Below are 18,411 nucleotides of genomic sequence, written 5' to 3'. Positions count from 1 at the left end.
AGCGCCGTGGAACCACCTGATCCCATGCCGAACTCAGAAGTGAAACGCGGTAGCGCCGATGGTAGTGTGGCATTCGCCATGCGAGAGTAGGACACTGCCAGGCACCCAACATGAAAACCCCGCTCATTGAGCGGGGTTTTTTATTGCGTGAAATTGGTCAGATCGGTTGATCTTCGCCTTCAGGTATTCCCGTCGTTTTGTAATTAACCGCCTTCGGTTTACCAATTCCTTTGATTTTCTGTTCGATATTTATCCATCGATAACGTGCATTGGATATAAAAAGAACAGAATGTGATGCCTCTACCTTTCTTGTGATCCCCGCTCTGGTTTAATTCATCAGTCCACCACGATGGACCAAGGAATCACAATAATTTGAGGAATGGACACATGTTCAAGAGAACAGTAACGATGATACTGGCGGCGGGAACCCTGGTATTGGGCGGTTGTGCATCGAATGGTGGTGCTGAGTCGTCGACCGATAACGGCGATTTTAGTGGCAAGTCCATCTACCTGCGCGGGGAGATGAATGACTGGATGGCAACCGATGAGAGCAAGGTGGTCAAGGTGGCCGACAAGCTCTACATGGCCAAGGGCACGCTCAAGAAAGAGTGGGCCCCCTATAAGTTCAAATTTGCTGACTCCGGCTGGAGCTGCGGCACCAACTTCGGTTACAAGAGCCCGAGTGACGGCATTGCGGTGCTGGGTGGTGAGGCGGTGCCGGTCAATCCCTGCTCCAAGTACGAAGACATGAAATTTTCACCCGAGGTGGACGGGGTCTACGAGTTCTATCTGAATATGGCTGGCGAGACGCCGACCGTGTATGTCAAACAGCCCTGAGCTCAGTCTGAACGTTAAATCTTTCAGGAAATGAACCAGTTAAATGCCCCGGTCCAGAAATCTGCTGGCCGGGGCGTTTTTTTAGGATAGAATCAGCGCCCTCACGGTGGCAGGTGTACTATATATTGTGTCATTTTTATTTAATGTCACTATTGGTTGTGTTTTCTGCCGCACGGTGACCTAGGTGCATTCATATAAGGTTGATTGAATATGGCTAAATCCGAACCGGTACTGGCGAGCGAAACCGGCTCTCGCCTTATCCCTTTGCAAGAGACCTCTCTCGAAATCTGGGATAGCAAGTATCGTCTCAAGAGCAAGGATGGCGCACCCGTCGATGGTAGTATCGATGACACCTACCAGCGGGTGGCCCGAGCCCTGGCCGAGCAGGAGCAGGATCCCGCGGCCTGGTATGAGCCTTTCCTGTGGGCGCTGCGCAATGGTGCCATTCCGGCTGGCCGCATCACCTCCAACGCGGGGGCCTTCGAACACAAGCCTGCGACCTCGACCATCAACTGCACCGTCTCCGGTACCATCGAGGATTCGATGGACGATATCCTCGGCAAGGTCCATGAGGCAGGTCTGACCCTGAAGGCAGGCTGCGGCATTGGCTATGACTTCTCGACCCTGCGTCCGCGCGGTGCTTTTGTCTCCGGCGCCGGTGCCTACACCTCGGGTCCGCTCTCCTTCATGGATATCTATGACAAGATGTGTTTCACCGTGTCGTCTGCCGGTGGTCGTCGTGGCGCCCAGATGGGCACCATGGATATCCGTCATCCCGATGTGATCGAGTTCATCCAGGCCAAGCGGGAAGATGGGCGCCTGCGCCAGTTCAACCTCTCCCTGCTCATCACCGAAGACTTCGTCAAGGCGGTGAAGGAAGATGCTCCCTGGTCGCTTATCTTCCCCTACACCGCCAAAGAGGTGGAGCTGGATGACATAGCGCTCGACGACCCGGAGCAGGTGGTCTGGGCAGACTGGCCCAACAAGGAAGGGGTGGTTTTCAACGAGCTGGGGCAGGTCGCCTGCAAGGTCTACAAGACCCTGCCTGCCCGCAAGCTGTGGAATGTCATTATGACCTCCACCTACGACTATGCGGAGCCCGGTTTCATCCTGATCGACAAGGTCAACCAGATGAACAACAACTGGTTCTGCGAAGAGATCCGCGCTACCAACCCTTGTGGCGAGCAGCCTCTACCACCTTATGGCGCCTGCCTGCTGGGTTCGGTCAACCTGACCCGCTTCGTGCGAGATCCCTTCACCGAACAGGCCGCCTTCGACTGGCCCGCGTTTCGCAAGGTGGTGGCCATCTTCACCCGCATGCTCGACAACGTGGTAGAGATCAACCAGCTGCCGCTGGCCAAACAGCGCGAGGAGATCGTAAACAAGCGTCGTCACGGCATGGGCTTCCTTGGCTTGGGCTCGACCCTCACCATGCTGCAGATCAAGTATGGCTCTGCCGCCTCCGTCGCCTTTACCGAGCAGGTTTCCCAGGAATTGGCCATGACCGGCTGGCAGGAGTCTCTGCGGTTGGCGAAGGAGAAGGGCCCGGCTCCCATCATGGAACAGGAGTTCGAGGTGACCGGCAAGATGCTGCGACTGCGTCCCGAGATGGCTGCCGATGGCATCAAGCTGGGTGACAAGGTAAAGGGCAAGGTGCTGCACGCGCGCTATAGCCGTTACATGCAACAGGTGGCCGAGGTGGATCCTGCGCTCGTTGCCGAACTGGCCGAAGTGGGTGGCCGCTTTACTCACCACAGCAGTATTGCGCCGACCGGTACTATCTCGCTGTCGCTGGCCAACAACGCCAGCAATGGCATCGAGCCGAGCTTTGCCCATCACTATTGCCGCAACGTCATCAAGCCGGGCAAGAAGAGCAAGGAGAGCGTGGATGTCTACTCCTTCGAGCTGCTGGCCTACCGTGAGCTGGTGAATCCGGCCGCCATGCCCTATGCCGAGGATGAGGCGAGCCGGCTGCCGGACTACTTCATCACCGCCGATGACATCAGCCCGGCCCAGCATGTGGATATTCAGGCCGCAGCCCAGCGCTGGATCGACTCCTCTATCTCCAAAACCGCCAATGTGCCGACCGATTTTCCGTTCGAGCAGTTCAAGGACATCTACATGTATGCCTCGGACTCCGGCCTCAAGGGCTGCACCACCTTCCGCTTCAACCCGGAGGCCTTCCAGGGCGTGCTGGTGAAGGAGAAGGATCTGGAGAACACTCAATACGAGTTCACTCTGGAAGATGGCTCCGTCATCACCGCCAGGGGCAATGAAGAGATCGAATACGACGGCGAGCTGCACACAGCTGCCAACCTCTATGACGCCTTGAAAGAAGGCTATTACGGTAAATTCTGAGAACGACATCATGGTCAAGAAGATCGACAAGAAAATCGTCGCCTACAAGGTGCACACCCGGGATGAGCCACAAGAAGATCTGGCACCGCAGGACGACGTGGTACACATGCACGAGACCGTGCTGCGCCCGGAGCGGCTGATGGGCACCACCTACAAGCTGAAGACGCCGGAACATGTCTCCGAGCACTCGCTGTTCATCACCATCAACGACATTATCCTCAACGAAGGCACTGTCCACGAGACCCGCCGTCCGTTCGAGATCTTCATCAACTCCAAGAGCCTGGAACACTACCAGTGGATCGTGGCGCTGACCCGCATCATCTCGGCGGTGTTTCGCAAGGGCGGGGATGTTACCTTCCTGGTGGAGGAGCTGCGCTCCGTGTTCGATCCCAAGGGTGGTTACTGGAACAAGGGCAAGTATGTTCCTTCCCTCATCGCCGAAATTGGCAACGTGATTGAGACCCACCTCACCGAGATTGGCATGCTCAAGGCCCCCGGGCTGGATGAACACCAGCAGGCGTTTCTGGCCGAGAAGCAGGCCGAACTCCAGGCTCAGCAAAACGAGGAAGCGCAGTCGGCTGGCAGTGGTTTCCCGGCCAATGCCGCACTCTGCTACAAGTGCCACACCAAGGCGCTGGTACTGAAGGATGGCTGCATGACCTGCCTCAACTGCGGCGATTCCAAGTGCGGTTAAGTCGATGAACCAGGAAAGCGACCGGCCACAGTGCCGGTTTTTTTTTTGCTGTTTTTATGCGCAAACGATCGGGGCGAACCAGCGATTTGTTGCGCGATGGTAAAATCGGGCGTAGCGTTGAAAGTAATAAAACTGTCACGGCCGTGTGGTTTCAATGACATCTGAGATTCACACACGTGGCACCTTCAGTGCCAAGGAGGATGCTTATGGACAATACTGACCGAAAGCTGTTTATCCTGGATACCAACGTTCTGCTTCACGAACCCCTCGCCATCTACTCCTTCAAAGAGCACGACGTACTGATCCCCATGACGGTGCTGGAGGAGCTCGACAACATCAAGGATCGCCACAAGGATGTCAGCCGTGACGCCCGGGTGGCTATTCGGGCACTGGAGGATGTGTTTCGCGACGCTTCGACCGACGAGATCACCCAGGGCGTTCCTCTGGCCGGTGAGGCCAGCGGCCATATCTGCATCTTCAGCGATCACCATCTGCCTCAGGATGCCGAGGTGTTCACCGACAAGGAAGCCGACAACCGCATCATCAACGCCGCCCTCTATCTGCAAAAGCATGAGATGAAGCGCCAGGTGGTACTGGTGACCAAGGACATCAACATGCGCCTCAAGGCCAAGGGGGCTGGGCTGGCGCATGTGGAGGATTATCGCAGCGACCAGCTGATCGACGACATCCGGCTGCTGGCCAAGGGCTTTCAGGTAGTGCCAGGCAGTTTCTGGGAGCGGGTGGGGGAGTGCGAGAGCGAGACCCACGGCCGCGACACCATTCACATCATTGATGACAAGCTGCTGGACGGCGTCCACGTCAACCAGTACCTGATCGATGAAGAGAACTTCTTCGCCGCCCGGGTGCTGAGCCACGATGGCCACAAGATCCGCCTCAAGGATCTGGGGCGTGAGCGCCTGCTGTCGCGCAAAGCCTGGGGCGTACATCCCAAGAACGTCTATCAAGGCATGGCGCTGGACGCTCTGCTCGATCCCCACATCGATCTGGTGATCCTGACCGGCCCGGCCGGCTGCGGCAAGACCCTGCTGGCCATGGCGGCGGCCCTGGAGCTGGTGATCGAGAAGGGGATCTACGACAAGGTGATCGTCACTCGTAACACCCCCGAAATCGCCGAGAGCATCGGCTTCCTGCCCGGCACTGAAGAAGAGAAGATGATGCCCTGGCTGGCAGCCATCACGGATACCCTGGAGGTGCTGCACAAGCAGGACGAGAACATGAGCGGGTCGCTGAGCTACATCATGGAGAAGGCCAACATCCAGTTCAAATCGGTCAACTTCATGCGCGGGCGCAGCATCCAGAACACTTTCGTGCTGCTGGATGAGTGCCAGAACCTGACTGCCTCCCAGATCAAGACCATCATCACTCGCTGCGGCGAGGGGACCAAGATTGTCTGCTCCGGCAACCTGGCGCAGATCGACTCCAACTACCTGAGCCCGGTGACCTCGGGTCTGACTTACATAGTCGAGCGATTCAAGGACTTCGATGGCAGTGCCAACATCTTCCTGAATGGGGTAATGCGCAGCAAGCTCGCCTCCTTTGCCGAGGAAAACCTCTGATTGCAGGCGATCTCTGCCCATGCAAAAGGGGAAGCCAGCCGGCTTCCCCTTTTTAATCTCATCGCTGGTTTATTGCCCCAGATAGCGCAGCAGCCCGGGATGATCGCTCTGTTGCAGGATGGCCGGTGTGCCTTGCAAAGCGATGCGTCCCTCATCGATAAAGAGCACATGATCGGCGATAAGCTGGGCATCTTCCGGATTGTGGGAAACCATCAACACTGTGATGCCCTGTTCGCAGGCGAGGCGGGCCACTTCGGCCAGCATCTCACGGCGCAGGGCGGGATCGAGCGCCGAGAAGGGCTCATCCAGCAGCAGCAGTGGCTTGCCCCGTACCAGGGCGCGGGCCAGCCCCACCCGCTGTTGCTGGCCACCGGAGAGCTGCTCCGGCAGGCGTGTCAGCATCTCGCCAAGGCCCACTCGTGCAGCGGCATCTTTCACCTGTTCTCGCTGGGCAGGAGTCAGTCTCAGGCCCGGGTGCAGACCGATGGCGATGTTGTCGAATACCGAGAGGTGCAGGAACAGGTTGTGATCCTGAAATAGTGTGGTGACCGGTCGCTCGGCTGGCCCCAACGGCAGCAGATCCTGGCCGTCGAAGCTGAGGGCGCCCGACTCCACCGGCACGAAACCGGCGATCATGCCGAGCAGGGTCGACTTGCCCGCGCCGCTCGGGCCGATCAGCGCGGTGATCTCCCCCTTCGGCAGCGTCGCCGTGAAGCTCACGTGCCAATCCGGGTAGCTGGTGACAAGCGTATCAATGTTCAGCATTCTTTTCTCCTCAAGGGGTCCGTTCGATCAGCCAGAACAGCCGCAGAAACGGTAACGCAGGGGAGCAAGCTCCTTTGTAGTCAATGCTCGACATGTTTTCCTCCAAGTCCCCGCTCGACCAGCCAGAACAGGGAAAAACAGAGCATCAGCAGCAGCAGGGCGGTGGCGGCTGCCTCGGTCAGGCGATAGCTGCCGAGCTGCTGATAGAGCAACCAGGGCAGGGTGGTGAGCTCCTGGCTGCCAAACATGGCGATGGCGCCAAGATCCCCCAGCGAGAGGATCATGGAGAGCGCCGCAGCCTGGGCCAGCGGGCGGCGCAGCAGGGGCCACTCCACCAGACGCAGGCGGTGCAGGCCGTGTACCCCCAGGCTGTCGGCCAGCCTGTCATACTGACGTACCACCAGCTGCATGGGGGCGGAGAGAGTGCGCAGCACATAGGGCAACGCCATCAGGGCGTTGACCAGCACCACCAGCCAGGGGCCGAGGGCAAACACGTCGGTGAAGGGCATGAACATGATGAACAGGCCGGTGGAGAGCACCACAGCCGGGATCATCAGGATCATGGAGCCGCTGGCTTCCCACAGGGCGGCGGCCCGGCGCTTGTGTTCACGTACCTTGAGGTGACGACTGGTGAGCAGCAGGGCGGCCCCGAGCAGGGTAGCCAGGGTACCCGCCGCGAGCGCGATCAGGATCGACTGGCCACTGGCCTGCCATAGCCGGTTCGAGCTCAGCGCCGTCAGCAGGCCGGGGTGAAAACCGGCCACGACGATGGCCAGCAGTGGCGGCAGGAAGATGGCCAGCCCGCTGAGCAGTGCCAGAGTATCGACCGCGAGCGTGCCAGGCTGGTGGCGGTCCGGGCGCAAGCAGGGGCGGCGTGAGCTCAGGCGGCTGGCCGGTGTGGTTTGCAGCTTGTGCTGCAGCAGGAGCAGGGCGGCGGTCAGCAGCAACTGCACCAGCGCCAGTCCGCCGGCGGTGGCGAGATCGAAATCAAAGCGCAGCGCCTGATAGACGGCCACCTCCAGGGTGGTGGACTTGGGGCCGCCACCGAGGGCCAGTACGGTCGTGAAGCTGGTGAAGCAGAGCATGAAGATGAGGCTCGCCAGACCCGGTAGCTGGGCCCGGATCAGCGGCCACTCCAGCAGTCTGAAGATGTGGATCGATCGCATGCCGAGCTGACTGGCGAGGCGCCAGGAGGATTCTGGGATGCTCTCTATGCTCTGCAGGATGAGGCGCGCCGCCAGCGGCATGTTGAAGAAGACGTGGGCCAGCAGGATGCCGAACAGGCCGTAGAGGTAGTTGCCGGGATCCAGCCCGAGGGAGCGCAGCAACTGCGGCAGCCAGCCCTGCTTGCCGTGTACCGCGACGATGCCGAAGATGGCGATGATCACCGGCAGCACCAGGGAGAGGCCAAACAGCTTGAGCAGCAGGCGGCGACCGGTAAAACGGCGCCGGGCCAGGGCGCGGGCGACCGGTATGGCGAGCCCGAGGCTCAGCAAAGTGGAGAGCAGCGCCTGCCCCAGGCTGAAACCCAGTACGTGGCGCAGGTAGGGATCGGCCAGCAGGGTGCGAGGGGAGAGCCCCCCGGCCTGCCACAACAGGGCCGCGAGCGGCCCCAGGGACAACAGCAGGATCAGGCCGGTGGCTGCGCTGCCAGGCAGCCACCAGAGAGGGCGAGTTCCTGATTTCACTAAGAGACGATTCACTGGGTGACGGCTTGCAACCACTCGCGGATCCACTCCTTGCGATGGGTGGCGACCTCATCGGCAGTGAAGGCCAGCGGCTTGCTGACGGTGATCATCTGCTCGAATCCTTTGGGCAACGGCATGTCTGTCACCGGATACATCCAGTTGCCGGTGGGGATCTCCTGCTGGAAGGCGGGGCTCACCATGAATTGCAGGAACTGGTTGGCCAGCTTGTCCTGCGCCGTGCTCTTGAGTTTGGCCGCCACTTCAACTTGGCGATAGTGCCCCTCTTCGAACGCGGCTGCCTGATACTGGGGCTTGCTCTCGGCGATGAGGTGATAGGCCGGGGAGGTGGTGTAGGAGAGCACCATGTCCGCCTCGCCATCGAGGAACATGCCATAGGCCTCTGACCACCCCTTGGTGACGGTGACCGTCTTCTTGGCAAGCTCGGCCCAGGCGGCAGGGGCCTGGTCGCCATAGACGCTCTTCATCCACAGCATCAACCCCTGACCCGGGGTGGAAGTACGCGGATCCTGGTAGATCACCTTGATATCGGGGCGCGCTACCAGCTCTTTCAGGCTTCTGGGCGGTTGCTTGAGCTTCTCCTTGTCGTAGACGAAGGCGAAGTAGCCGTAGTCATAGGGCACGAAAGTGTCATCCTGCCAGCCGCCCGGCACCTTCAGACCATCCAGCTTGATGGTGTGGGGGGCAAACAGGCCGCTCTGCTTGGCTTCACTCAGCAGGGCATCATCCAGCCCCAGCACCAGATCGGCCTTGCTGTGTTTGCCTTCCAGTCGCAGCCGGTTGAGGATGGCGACGCCATCTTCCAGCGCCACCAGATTGAGGTTGCAGCCGCACTCCTTCTCGAAGGTCTGCTTGATCTTGGGACCAGGCCCCCATTCGGCGGCGAAGGAGCTGTAGGTGTAAACGGTGAGGGTATCGGCCGCGAAGGCGCTGGCCGAGAGCAGGCTGGTGGCAACCAGCAGCAGGGTTTTCATCGAGGGCACTCCCTGTGAGTCACGAGGTGCCATCGGTATGGTGTTTGGCGATGGCACCTCTGGGGTTGTGAAGTGCCAGCGGATGAGGGCGCCCGCAACGGGAGCCATGCCTCAAATTCCTCCGCCAGCATTATCTGGATCAGGTATACGGGTATAATCTCAGCGGCAAGCCGCACCCCGTTTGAGAAACGAACCGCATTGTATTAACGTTCTTGGGGGGAGGCCAGCACTATGTTTATGCAGGCCGTCGAGATGGCGCCAGTACAACAGAGGATGCTCGCGTGATAACCAATACCAAGGAAAGACGCGCCTTCCAGCGCATGATCATCAATGCTCCCGTTACCATCTTTCAGCAACAACAGGTGCTGGAGGGGATCTGCCGGGACCTCAGTGCCAACGGCATGGGGATCGCCATTGCCGAACACCGGCTGGATGTAAATCAGCCCATCCGGGTGAGCCTTGCCACCAACAACAACCTGTTGCCCCCCTTCGAAGCCCAGGCCCGCATCATACGGGTACTTGAAGAGGAAGAGGGGCTGCTGCTGGCCGTCGAGTTTCAACCCCTCGGCTGAACCCTTGTTTAGATGACCCATGAATCGACCGGCAACCCGCCGGTCGATTTCATTTCGGCCTCCGTCAGGGGGTTGCCTGCACCGGCTGGACGCTCAGCTGCCTGCTGTCGATCAGCGTCTTGCTGGTGGGGGCTATCTGGCCGGGAGGGAGCTCCGCCGGCCCCGTGGGTTCCAGCAGCAGATAAATCTGCCCCTGCCAGCTGATAGTCTCATCCCCTGGTTGGGCGGGCAGGTCGACGGCCAGCAGCGCATGACCCGGCACGAAGACCATGGCCTGTTTAAGCTCGGGAAAGAGCTGGGCAAGCAGGGCTGCCATCAGGGTCACCTTGCTGTCGCAGTCGCCGCGATTTTGCATCAGCACCTGGCGCGGCGTGAGAAAGCCCTTGCCCAGCCGTCCCCCCAGATTGTCCAGCTGCAGATAGGGAATGCTCTGGATGAAGGTGAGCATATGGGCCGCCGTCTTCTGGCGCGCCTCCACTTCGGTGGCCCCCTCCTGCTTGAGCTGGGCAGCCAGCGGGGCCAGCTCGCCGCGGCTCTCCAGCGCGATGCGCACATGATCCTGTTTGACGGCCAGCTGTCCATCGGGCGGGGTGAAGTATTGAAAGTAGTGCTTGTGCAGCCAGGCCTCTTCGGCCTTGTTGCGCTCGGCTTCCAGCCAGGCCATCGCCTCGCCGGCTTTGTCCGGATTGCGGCTCTTCATATGCAGCTCGAGGGAGGGGCGGGCCAGGGTAAATTGTACCTCCGGGTATTGCTGGCGTACCTGGCGCAGCAATCCCTGCAGCACCTCTTCCTGCATTCGTGCCGGGCGGTAGGCGATAAGCGGCGGCAGCTTGCCCGGTTCCAGCCGATAGGTGAGCTGCTGGCGTTCTCCCTTGCTGTCTTGCCAGCCGACATTGTTCTGGCCACCACTGACATTGAAATAGGTTTGTTCGGCGCTGGCCGGCAGCGCAAACAGCAGGGCGGCGAGCAGCGGAACTGGCATGGCTTTCATCGAGACTCCTTTGCAGGTGCGCACTCCCTGGCACCCATGACCGGACAGTAAAACGGGGAGCCAAGGCTCCCCGTTGATTCTACTCGTTTTATTGCAATCAGCTCGTCAAATCCAGCACGGCTGCTTCGCTTCGAAGGCGCTGATGGACGCCTCGTGTTGCAAGGTGAGACCGATGGCATCCAGCCCGTTGAGCAGGCAGTAACGGCGGAATTCGTCGATCTCGAAACTGAAGGTGAGTTCACCGGCCCGCACCTGATTGGCCTCCAGATCCACTTCGATCTCGATGCCCGGCTGGGTGGCGACCAGCTGGAACAGGGCGTCGACCTCCTCCTCCTTCAGGCGAACCGGCACCATGCCGTTGTTGATGGCGTTGCCGTAGAAGATATCGGCAAAGCTTGAGGCGATCATGGTCTTGAAGCCGTAATCCGCCAGCGCCCAAGGGGCGTGCTCGCGGCTCGAGCCGCAGCCGAAGTTCTCGCGAGCCAAGAGGATGCTGGCGCCGGCGAACTGTGGCTGGTTCAGCACGAACTCGGGGTTGGGCTGCTGGCCCGCATCGTCCAGAAAGCGCCAGTCGTGGAACAGGTGCTTGCCAAAGCCGGTGCGGTTTACCTTCTGCAAAAACTGCTTCGGAATGATGGCGTCGGTGTCGACGTTGGCGCTGTCGAGGGGGACGACAATCCCTTTGTGTTGCTTGAAGCCTGTCATCTTGTTCTCCTCGTAATTACAGCGCGCGAATGTCGGCGAAACGGCCAGTAACGGCGGCGGCGGCGGCCATGGCCGGGCTCACCAGGTGGGTACGGCCGGCACGGCCCTGGCGCCCCTCGAAGTTGCGGTTGCTGGTGGATGCGCAGCGCTCGCCTGGCTGCAGGCGATCGTTGTTCATCGCCAGGCACATGGAGCAGCCCGGCAGGCGCCACTCAAAGCCGGCCTCGATGAAGATCTTGTCCAGCCCCTCGGCCTCGGCTTGTGCTTTCACCTGCTCGGAGCCCGGCACCACCAGCGCCTGTACCCCGGCGGCGACCTTGCGGCCACGGGCGATGGCGGCGGCGGCGCGCAGATCCTCGATGCGGCTGTTGGTGCAGGAACCGATAAACACCTTGTCGATGGCGACCTCGGTGAGCTTCTGGCCGGCATTGAGCCCCATGTATTCCAGCGCCTTGCGGGCGGATTGCTGCTCGATGAGATCGGCAAAGCTCTCGGGGGCGGGGATGGGGGCATTGACGTCGATTACCTGGCCCGGGTTGGTACCCCAGGTCACTTGCGGGGCGATATCGGCGGCTTCCAGCACCACTTCGGCGTCGAACTTGGCGCCTTCGTCGCTCTTGAGGCTTTGCCAGTAGGTGATGGCCTGTTCCAGTGCCTCACCTTTGGGCGCAAACTCCTTGCCACGGATATAGTCGATGGTGGTTTGATCGGGGGCAATCATGCCCGCCTTGGCACCGAGCTCAATGGCCATGTTGCACACCGTCATCCGCCCTTCCATGGTGAGCCCTTCGATGGCCTCACCGGCGAACTCCACCACGTAGCCGGTACCGCCGGCGTGGCCGACCTTGCCAATGATGGCGAGCACCACGTCCTTGGCGCTGATCCCCTCGGCCAGCTTGCCGCGTACGCTGATGCGCATGGTCTTGGCGCGGCCCTGCTTCAGGGTCTGGGTGGCCATCACGTGCTCCACCTCGGAGGTGCCGATGCCAAACGCCAGCGATCCGAAAGCACCGTGGGTGGCGGTGTGGGAGTCGCCGCAGACGATGGTGGTGCCGGGCAGGGTGATGCCGAGCTCGGGACCCATCACGTGGACGATCCCCTGGTACTTGTGGTTCAGGTCATAGAGGCGAACTCCGAACTCCTTGCAGTTCTGTGCCAGGGTCTCCATCTGGATGCGGGCCATCTCGCCGGAGGCGGCGATGTCCTTGGTGGTGGTGGAGACGTTGTGATCCATGGTGGCCCAGGTCAGATCCGGGCGGCGCAGCTGGCGGTTCATGGCGCGCAGGCCGTCGAAGGCCTGCGGGCTGGTCACTTCATGCACCAGGTGGCGGTCGATGTAGATGAGGGGCGTTTCGCCTTCCACTTCCCGCACCACGTGGGCGTCGAATACTTTCTGATAGAGGGTCTTGGCCATTGCTCGGTTTCCTTGTTATCGATTCCGTGGCGTCAGATGCGGGCGGCGATCTGGTCACCCATGGCTGCAGTGCTCTGTACCGGGTGGCGGGCGCTTGCCTGGTGCAGATCGGCGGTGAAGTAGCCTTCGGCCAGGGTCTGGGCCACGGCCTGCTCGATGGCTTGGGCGGCAGCTTCCTGGCCCAGGCTATAGCGCAGCATCAGGGCGGCTGAGAGAATCTGGGCTATGGGGTTGGCGATGCCCTTGCCAGCGAGGTCCGGCGCCGAGCCACCGGCCGGTTCGAACAGGCCGAAACCGGATTCGTTCAGGCTGGCGGAGGGGAGCAGCCCCATGGAGCCGGTGATCATGGCGCATTCGTCTGAGAGGATATCGCCAAACAGGTTGGAGCAGAGCAGCACGTCGAACTGGGACGGATCCTTGATGAGCTGCATGGTGGCGTTGTCGATGTACATGTGATTCAGCGTCACGTCCGGATAGGACTTGGCGACTTGTGTCACCACCTCGCGCCACAGGATGGAGGAGGCGAGGACGTTGGCCTTGTCGATGGAGGTTACCTTGGCCTTGCGTACCCGGGCGGACTCGAAGGCAATCTTGGCGATGCGCTCGATCTCGAAGCGATGGTACACCTCGGTGTCGAATGCCTTCTCGGTGGCGCCTTCCCCTTCACGCCCCTTGGGCTGACCGAAGTAGATGCCGCCGGTCAGCTCGCGCACGCAGGCGATGTCAAAACCGCGATCCGAGATGTCGGCGCGCAGAGGCGAAAACTGCTCGAGGCCGGTGTAGATACGGGCCGGACGCAGGTTGCAGAACAGCTTGAAGTGGGCGCGCAGGGGCAGCAGGGCGCCGCGTTCCGGCTGATCGTTGGGGGGCAGATGCTCCCACTTGGGGCCACCGACAGAGCCGAACAGCACGGCGTCGGCCGCTTCACAGCCGGCTATGGTGCTCTGGGGCAACGGGGTGCCGTGGTTGTCGATGGCGATGCCGCCCACGTCATGGCGCTTGTAGTCGAGGGTGAAGCCGAACCTGGCCTGCACCTTTTCCAGCACCTTGACGGCCTCGGCCATCACTTCCGGGCCAATGCCGTCACCCGGCAATACTGCGATCCGATAACTGCTCATACTGTCTCCGTCTTGATATTGTTATTGCGTTCCATCTGTTCGGCGACCTGGTCGGCGCGCCAGATGCTGTTGATCACGTGCAGCAGGGCATGGGCTGATGATTCGATGATGTCGGTGGCCAGCCCCATGCCATGGAATTTGCGCCCCTTGTACTCGGCGACGATATCGACCTGGCCGAGGGCATCTTCCCCTTCCCCCTTGCTCTTGAGGGCATACTTGTCGATGCGGATCTCGTAGCCGGTGATGCGGTTGATGCACTGGTAGACCGCATCCACCGGACCATTGCCGGTGGCCGCTTCGCATACCAGATCCTGGCCTACCTTCAGTTTCACCGAGGCGGTGGCCAGCACCGAGCTGCCGCTCTGCACTCCGAGGTACTCCAGCTTGAAGTGCTCCGGCTCTTCGTGGATCTGGCTGAAGAAGGCGAGGGCTTCCAGATCGTAATCGAACACCTGCCCCTTCTTGTCGGCCAGGGTCAGGAACTTGGCGTAGAGATCGTCGAGGCTGTAACTGCTCTCGGCGTAACCCATGGACTCCATTCGGTGTTTGATGACGTGGCGGCCGGATCGGGAGGTCATGTTGAGGTTGTTCTGGGTCAGGCCAATGCTCTCGGGGGTGATGATTTCATAGGTGTTTTTCGCCTTGAGCACGCCATCCTGATGAATGCCGGAGCTATGGGAGAAGGCGTTGGCACCGACGATGGCCTTGTTGGGCTGCACCGGCATGTTGCAGAGCTGGCTGACCAGCGTGCTGGTACGGTGGATCTCGCTGTGGCGGATGTTGGTGTGCACCCCGAGCAGGTCGGCGCGGGTTTTGAGGATCATCGCCACCTCTTCCAGCGAACAGTTGCCGGCCCGCTCGCCGATGCCGTTGATGGTGCACTCGATCTGGCGAGCGCCCATCTGCACGGCACCGATGGAGTTGGCCACCGAGAGCCCCAGATCGTCGTGGCAGTGCACTGAGATGATGGCCTGGTCGATGTTGGGTACCCGGTTGAACAGGGTCTGGATGATGCCGGAGAACTCGGTCGGGACCGTATAGCCCACGGTGTCCGGAATGTTGATGGTGCGGGCTCCGGCCTTGATGGCGGCTTCCACCATGCGGCAGAGGTTATCGATCGGGGTGCGGCCCGCATCCTCGCAGGAGAACTCCACGTCATCGGTGTAGCGGCGGGCGTGCTTGATGGCGCCGATCCCCATCTCCAGCACGTCCTCGAAGCTCTTCTTCAGCTTGCTTTCGACATGGATGGAGGAGGTGGAGATAAAGGTGTGGATGCGAAACGCCTCGGCGACTTTGAGCGCCTCACCGGCGGCATCTATGTCTTTGGGAAGGGCGCGGGCCAAGGCACATACCCGGCTATTCTTGATGTGGCGGGCGATGGTCTGCACCGACTGGAAATCGCCGGGGGAGGAGACCGGGAATCCCACTTCCATGACATCGACACCGAGCCGCTCCAGGGCCTGGGCTATCTGCAGCTTCTCCTTGACCGTCAAGCTGGCGGCCAGAGCCTGCTCACCATCACGCAAGGTGGTGTCGAATATGATGACCCGATCTGACATGTGACTTCCCTCTTCCTAAGTTCGGTGACGTGCATCCTGCGGCGGCATAAAAAAACCCGTGCAGGGTGCACGGGTTTTTGTAAATTCCGGCTATACCTGAGCCCGGCTACAAGGATCCCGCGCGAGTCAACGCGATTAGGGAGATTAGTAGTAGCGGGGTGGCAATATGCATGACGGTGTTATTCCTTCCTGTCGGTAACGCCTTTACCAATATCGAGATTTTTATGCTGTGTCAACACGGGCGGCCAGGGGCAATCTGCTGACGTATTTAATCGGATTGTAAAGGATTGCAAATTTCCTTGTCCCATATTCGGCCCATGACTGATTATTCGGTCATTCCTGCTGTACTCGATTCTTTGCACAACCAGATCGACTTATCAGCATTGGCTGAATTATCTGAGGTGTTAAATGGAAAAACGTAGACCTGGTCGTCCGGTCGGGCGTTCTGACATTCGTGACAAACTGTTGGCTGCCGCTCGCGAGCGCTTTCTCTCCACTCCCTACAGCAAGGTCACTACCCGCGAAATCGCCGAGCTGGCTGGCTCCAATCTGGCGATGATCCACTACTACTTCGGCAGCAAAGAGGGCCTCTACAAGGCGGTGCTGGGTGATGTGGCCGAGCCGCTGGAACACGCCTGGCAGGATGAGCACAGCAACCACAGTCTCAACGAGCTGCTCAACACCTACTACCAGGTGATGGCGCCAAACAGCGAGCTGACCTCCGCCATCTCCAGCGCATTGTCGACCGAGAAAAGCCCGGGACGGGATTTTGTGCTGAGTCGTCTGCTGGAGCGCCAGCTGCCCCAGTTCGATGCGCTGCTGGAATCCATGAAGTCCAACGGTGAACTGGGTGACAACCTGGATCCCGAGATGCTGAAGGTCTCCTTCCTCAGCATGATGTGGCAGCCATTCGTGATGAAGGATCTCTACGAGCAGGTGTTCGGCCTGAAGGTGGATGAGCACTTCATGGCCCGTCTGGCGGATCACAACTGCCGTCTGATGGAAAACGGTCTGCGTGGCAGTCTGAACTAAAGACACCGAGGCATACCGCCTGGCAGTCATCAAAAGGGCCCTTCGGCCCTTTTTTCATAAATCTGTTATCCCCCGTTCAACACCCTGTCATCCCTCTTTCCTACCCTGCCATGAAAGCTCAAGGAAGGAGAGAGTCATGAACAAACTCCAGCAATGGGATCTGCAGGTATGCCGGGTCTGCCTGCTGCATGCCTACAACCGGCCACAGGCAAGAGTCAGTCGGCTGATTTCCCGCACCGGTGATGGCCCGCTTTATGGCGTGCTGGGGGCCTTGCTCTGGTGGCAGGGGGAGCGGGAACTGGTAGGGCAGGTATTGCTCGCCTTTGCCCTCGAGCTGCCACTCTATCTGTTGCTGAAAAACAGCCTCAAGCGGCAGCGCCCGGTGGGGCTGCCGGTCTTCATCACTCCCTCCGATCGTTACAGCCTGCCCTCCGGTCATACCGCCGCCGCCTTTCTGATGGCCACCCTGCTGGCCACGGCGTTTCCGCTCTGGGCACCCCTGCTGTTTGGCTGGGCCGCCCTGGTAGGGGCATCCCGATTGTTGCTCGGGGTGCATTATCTCAGCGATCTGGTGGCTGGCGCCCTGCTCGGCGGTGGCTGCGCCATGCTGGTACTGCTCTGGAGTCAGGGATGAGAATACTGTTCGGGGTACAGGGCACCGGCAATGATCATATCAGTCGCAGCAGAACCCTGGCCCGGGCTCTGCGCGGCGCCGGGGTGGAAGTGGATTATCTGTTCAGCGGCCGTCCCGCCGACGGTTACTTCGACATGGCGGAGTTTGGCGCCTATCGCGCGTTCTCCGGGCTCACCTTTGTCACTCATGAGGGCAAGGTGTCTCCCTGGCGCACCCTGCAGGCGGCATCGCCGCTCACCTTCTGGCGGGATCTGCGCGCCCTTGATTGCCGTGCATATGACCTGGTGGTGAGCGATTTTGAGCCGCTCACCGCCCATGCCGCCCGCCGTTATCACAAGCCGAGTCTCACCATCAGCCATCAGGCCAGTTTCAACTGGCCTATCCCCCGCTGGGGAGAAGATGGCCTGAGCCGCCAGCTGATGCGCCACTTCGCTCCCGTTTCCCGGCCGCTCGGATTGCACTGGTTTCACTTCGGACAACCCCTGTTGCCACCGGTGATCGACCCTCTGGTTGCGGCGCCAGACAACGGCAACATCCTGGTCTATCTCCCCTTCGAGCAGACCGAGGCGATTGCTGCTCTGTTGTCGCGTTTCAGCCAGCAACGCTTCGTCTGCTTTCATCCGGCGATCCGCAACGTCAGCCAATGGCGCAACCTGCGCTTCGAGCCCCCCTCCCGTGAGGGTTTCCTTGAGGTGCTGCGTGGCTGCCGCGGAGTCATCTCCAACGCCGGATTCGAGCTGGCGAGCGAGGCCTTGTCCCTTGGCAAGAAGCTGTTGGTCAAGCCGCTGCACGGCCAGTTCGAGCAGTTGACCAACGGCAAGACGCTGGAGATGATGGGGCTGGCGACCCTGATGGATTGCCTCGACGCCAACCAGGTTCGCCACTGGCTCGACAGCGCCGCCCCGGGAGTAATCAGTTACCCGGATGTGGCGGGCGAGGTGGCACGCTGGCTGGCGGCAGGGGCCGAAGAGAGCGTGCCCGCCCTGTCACGGCGGCTCTGGGCCCGTACCCTGTTTCCGGAAGAGGTCAGCGATCGCCTGAGCGAGCTGGAAGGGGGCGAGAGTTTGTCCGGTTGCTGGTTATCGCAAGTCAGTGTTGTCAACTAGACTGAAAGGCGAGCCGGCAAGATGCGAAGAGGAGGGAAGTAATGCGCTTTACCAATGAAAATGGCGAAACCATGGATCTGGCAGACAACCTGACATTGCACGAACTGCTGGACATGGGCGTCAGTATCTCTGTCAGCGAGGAGACAGATCCGGATCAACAAATCTGGCTGGCCGAGCCGGAACAGGATCACTGAGTCACCCGCAACGATAAAGCCCACCGATCAATCGGTGGGCTTTTTTATGGCCGTCACTGCTCTCATCGGGACGATCCGCTGGCTTTTCATCGACTTACTTCCCGTTTGTGTTACCGCCATGGTAGCAAACCATTGAATGTTAATAGCCGGTTGAAATCTATGACTGTTTCGGTCA

Annotated in this window: 17 protein-coding genes, 1 rRNA gene and 1 riboswitch; of the genes, 10 read left to right on the top strand and 8 right to left on the bottom strand. The window is 60.3% G+C overall.

The features are described 5' to 3' along the window. From rrf to ACB034_RS16545, 5 genes are all read left to right on the top strand, one after another. Positions 1-103: ribosomal RNA gene (rrf, locus tag ACB034_RS16565) — 5S ribosomal RNA — on the top strand; the annotation flags it as partial. A gap of 284 nt (positions 104-387) precedes the next feature. After that, positions 388-837: a pullulanase gene (locus ACB034_RS16560; RefSeq protein WP_124240377.1), complete on the top strand. Its 450-nt coding sequence runs from the start codon at positions 388-390 to the stop codon at positions 835-837. Positions 838-1,047: 210 nt separating this feature from the next. Continuing rightward, a complete protein-coding gene (locus tag ACB034_RS16555; protein WP_371173279.1) occupies positions 1,048-3,195 on the top strand; it encodes an adenosylcobalamin-dependent ribonucleoside-diphosphate reductase in 2,148 nt (715 codons plus the stop codon). A 10-nt stretch (positions 3,196-3,205) separates the two neighbouring features. Then, entirely contained in the window at positions 3,206-3,889 is a 684-nt protein-coding gene (locus tag ACB034_RS16550; RefSeq protein WP_371173278.1) for an NrdJb, read from the top strand. Positions 3,890-4,095: 206 nt separating this feature from the next. After that, the gene (locus tag ACB034_RS16545; protein ID WP_371173277.1) at positions 4,096-5,466 is read left to right on the top strand and encodes a PhoH family protein; all 1,371 of its coding nucleotides are present in this window, start codon (positions 4,096-4,098) and stop codon (positions 5,464-5,466) included. A 69-nt stretch (positions 5,467-5,535) separates the two neighbouring features. On the opposite strand, the gene thiQ is transcribed toward ACB034_RS16545, so the two are convergent. The 3 genes from thiQ to thiB all read right to left on the bottom strand — a co-directional run bounded on the left by thiQ (position 5,536) and on the right by thiB (position 8,911). Beyond that, the gene (thiQ, locus tag ACB034_RS16540; RefSeq protein ID WP_371173276.1) at positions 5,536-6,231 is read right to left on the bottom strand and encodes a thiamine ABC transporter ATP-binding protein; all 696 of its coding nucleotides are present in this window, start codon (positions 6,229-6,231) and stop codon (positions 5,536-5,538) included. Between the two features lie 80 nt (positions 6,232-6,311). Then, positions 6,312-7,934, bottom strand: coding sequence for a thiamine/thiamine pyrophosphate ABC transporter permease (gene thiP / locus ACB034_RS16535; RefSeq protein ID WP_371173275.1), 1,623 nt, complete (start codon positions 7,932-7,934; stop codon positions 6,312-6,314). Further along, entirely contained in the window at positions 7,931-8,911 is a 981-nt protein-coding gene (gene thiB / locus ACB034_RS16530) for a thiamine ABC transporter substrate binding subunit (RefSeq protein WP_371173274.1), read from the bottom strand. Before thiB ends, thiP begins: the two co-directional genes overlap by 4 nt. Positions 8,912-9,010: 99 nt before the next feature. Then, positions 9,011-9,101, bottom strand: a riboswitch (TPP riboswitch). Positions 9,102-9,192: 91 nt separating this feature from the next. Between thiB and ACB034_RS16525 the strand changes: the two genes are divergently transcribed. Next, entirely contained in the window at positions 9,193-9,483 is a 291-nt protein-coding gene (locus ACB034_RS16525) for a PilZ domain-containing protein (protein WP_042028725.1), read from the top strand. 64 nt (positions 9,484-9,547) lie between these two features. Here the strand turns inward: ACB034_RS16525 and ACB034_RS16520 are convergent, their stop codons facing one another. The 5 genes from ACB034_RS16520 to leuA all read right to left on the bottom strand — a co-directional run bounded on the left by ACB034_RS16520 (position 9,548) and on the right by leuA (position 15,270). Then, positions 9,548-10,474 carry a transglutaminase domain-containing protein gene (locus ACB034_RS16520; protein WP_371173273.1) on the bottom strand — a complete coding sequence of 309 codons (927 nt, stop codon included), beginning with the start codon at positions 10,472-10,474 and terminating at the stop codon, positions 9,548-9,550. A gap of 105 nt (positions 10,475-10,579) precedes the next feature. Beyond that, positions 10,580-11,179, bottom strand: a complete 600-nt coding sequence (leuD, locus tag ACB034_RS16515) for a 3-isopropylmalate dehydratase small subunit (RefSeq protein ID WP_371173272.1) — start codon at positions 11,177-11,179, stop codon at positions 10,580-10,582. Between the two features lie 16 nt (positions 11,180-11,195). Continuing rightward, positions 11,196-12,593, bottom strand: coding sequence for a 3-isopropylmalate dehydratase large subunit (gene leuC / locus ACB034_RS16510; RefSeq protein WP_371173271.1), 1,398 nt, complete (start codon positions 12,591-12,593; stop codon positions 11,196-11,198). 32 nt (positions 12,594-12,625) lie between these two features. Beyond that, positions 12,626-13,711, bottom strand: a complete 1,086-nt coding sequence (leuB, locus tag ACB034_RS16505; protein WP_371173270.1) for a 3-isopropylmalate dehydrogenase — start codon at positions 13,709-13,711, stop codon at positions 12,626-12,628. Further along, on the bottom strand, positions 13,708-15,270 hold the full coding sequence (leuA, locus tag ACB034_RS16500; RefSeq protein ID WP_124240387.1) for a 2-isopropylmalate synthase: 1,563 nt from the start codon (positions 15,268-15,270) through the stop codon (positions 13,708-13,710). The genes leuB and leuA overlap by 4 nt, the downstream gene beginning before the upstream one ends. A gap of 408 nt (positions 15,271-15,678) precedes the next feature. Here leuA and ACB034_RS16495 point away from each other — a divergent pair, with 408 nt between their 5' ends. The 4 genes from ACB034_RS16495 (at position 15,679) to ACB034_RS16480 (ending at position 18,236) form a co-directional block, all read left to right on the top strand. Beyond that, positions 15,679-16,302, top strand: a complete 624-nt coding sequence (locus ACB034_RS16495) for a TetR/AcrR family transcriptional regulator (RefSeq protein WP_026455914.1) — start codon at positions 15,679-15,681, stop codon at positions 16,300-16,302. Between the two features lie 136 nt (positions 16,303-16,438). Further along, positions 16,439-16,936: a phosphatase PAP2 family protein gene (locus ACB034_RS16490; protein ID WP_042070187.1), complete on the top strand. Its 498-nt coding sequence runs from the start codon at positions 16,439-16,441 to the stop codon at positions 16,934-16,936. Further along, a complete protein-coding gene (locus ACB034_RS16485) occupies positions 16,933-18,042 on the top strand; it encodes an MJ1255/VC2487 family glycosyltransferase (RefSeq protein ID WP_371173269.1) in 1,110 nt (369 codons plus the stop codon). The genes ACB034_RS16490 and ACB034_RS16485 overlap by 4 nt, the downstream gene beginning before the upstream one ends. A 41-nt stretch (positions 18,043-18,083) precedes the next feature. Then, positions 18,084-18,236 (top strand): hypothetical protein, encoded by a 153-nt coding sequence (locus tag ACB034_RS16480; RefSeq protein ID WP_156130703.1) that lies wholly within the window; start codon positions 18,084-18,086, stop codon positions 18,234-18,236. Positions 18,237-18,411: the final 175 nt, after the last annotated feature.

The sequence above is a fragment of the Aeromonas sp. S18(2024) genome, from assembly GCF_041402525.1.
In the GTDB taxonomy this organism is placed as follows: Bacteria; Pseudomonadota; Gammaproteobacteria; order Enterobacterales; family Aeromonadaceae; genus Aeromonas; species Aeromonas enteropelogenes.
This window is presented reverse-complemented; position numbering and strand designations above follow the sequence as displayed.

Bases quoted from the DNA above. Each gene is read 5' to 3' on its own strand.
- ACB034_RS16495 (WP_026455914.1), top strand. From the start codon at position 15,679: ATGGAAAAACGTAGACCTGGTCGTCCGGTCGGGCGTTCTGACATTCGT.
- ACB034_RS16490 (WP_042070187.1), top strand. From the start codon at position 16,439: ATGAACAAACTCCAGCAATGGGATCTGCAGGTATGCCGGGTCTGCCTG.
- ACB034_RS16555 (WP_371173279.1), top strand. From the start codon at position 1,048: ATGGCTAAATCCGAACCGGTACTGGCGAGCGAAACCGGCTCTCGCCTT.
- ACB034_RS16545 (WP_371173277.1), top strand. From the start codon at position 4,096: ATGGACAATACTGACCGAAAGCTGTTTATCCTGGATACCAACGTTCTG.
- leuB (WP_371173270.1), bottom strand. From the start codon at position 13,711: ATGAGCAGTTATCGGATCGCAGTATTGCCGGGTGACGGCATTGGCCCG.
- ACB034_RS16560 (WP_124240377.1), top strand. From the start codon at position 388: ATGTTCAAGAGAACAGTAACGATGATACTGGCGGCGGGAACCCTGGTA.
- ACB034_RS16480 (WP_156130703.1), top strand. From the start codon at position 18,084: ATGCGCTTTACCAATGAAAATGGCGAAACCATGGATCTGGCAGACAAC.
- ACB034_RS16520 (WP_371173273.1), bottom strand. From the start codon at position 10,474: ATGAAAGCCATGCCAGTTCCGCTGCTCGCCGCCCTGCTGTTTGCGCTG.
- leuC (WP_371173271.1), bottom strand. From the start codon at position 12,593: ATGGCCAAGACCCTCTATCAGAAAGTATTCGACGCCCACGTGGTGCGG.
- leuA (WP_124240387.1), bottom strand. From the start codon at position 15,270: ATGTCAGATCGGGTCATCATATTCGACACCACCTTGCGTGATGGTGAG.
- thiB (WP_371173274.1), bottom strand. From the start codon at position 8,911: ATGAAAACCCTGCTGCTGGTTGCCACCAGCCTGCTCTCGGCCAGCGCC.
- leuD (WP_371173272.1), bottom strand. From the start codon at position 11,179: ATGACAGGCTTCAAGCAACACAAAGGGATTGTCGTCCCCCTCGACAGC.
- ACB034_RS16550 (WP_371173278.1), top strand. From the start codon at position 3,206: ATGGTCAAGAAGATCGACAAGAAAATCGTCGCCTACAAGGTGCACACC.
- ACB034_RS16485 (WP_371173269.1), top strand. From the start codon at position 16,933: ATGAGAATACTGTTCGGGGTACAGGGCACCGGCAATGATCATATCAGT.
- thiQ (WP_371173276.1), bottom strand. From the start codon at position 6,231: ATGCTGAACATTGATACGCTTGTCACCAGCTACCCGGATTGGCACGTG.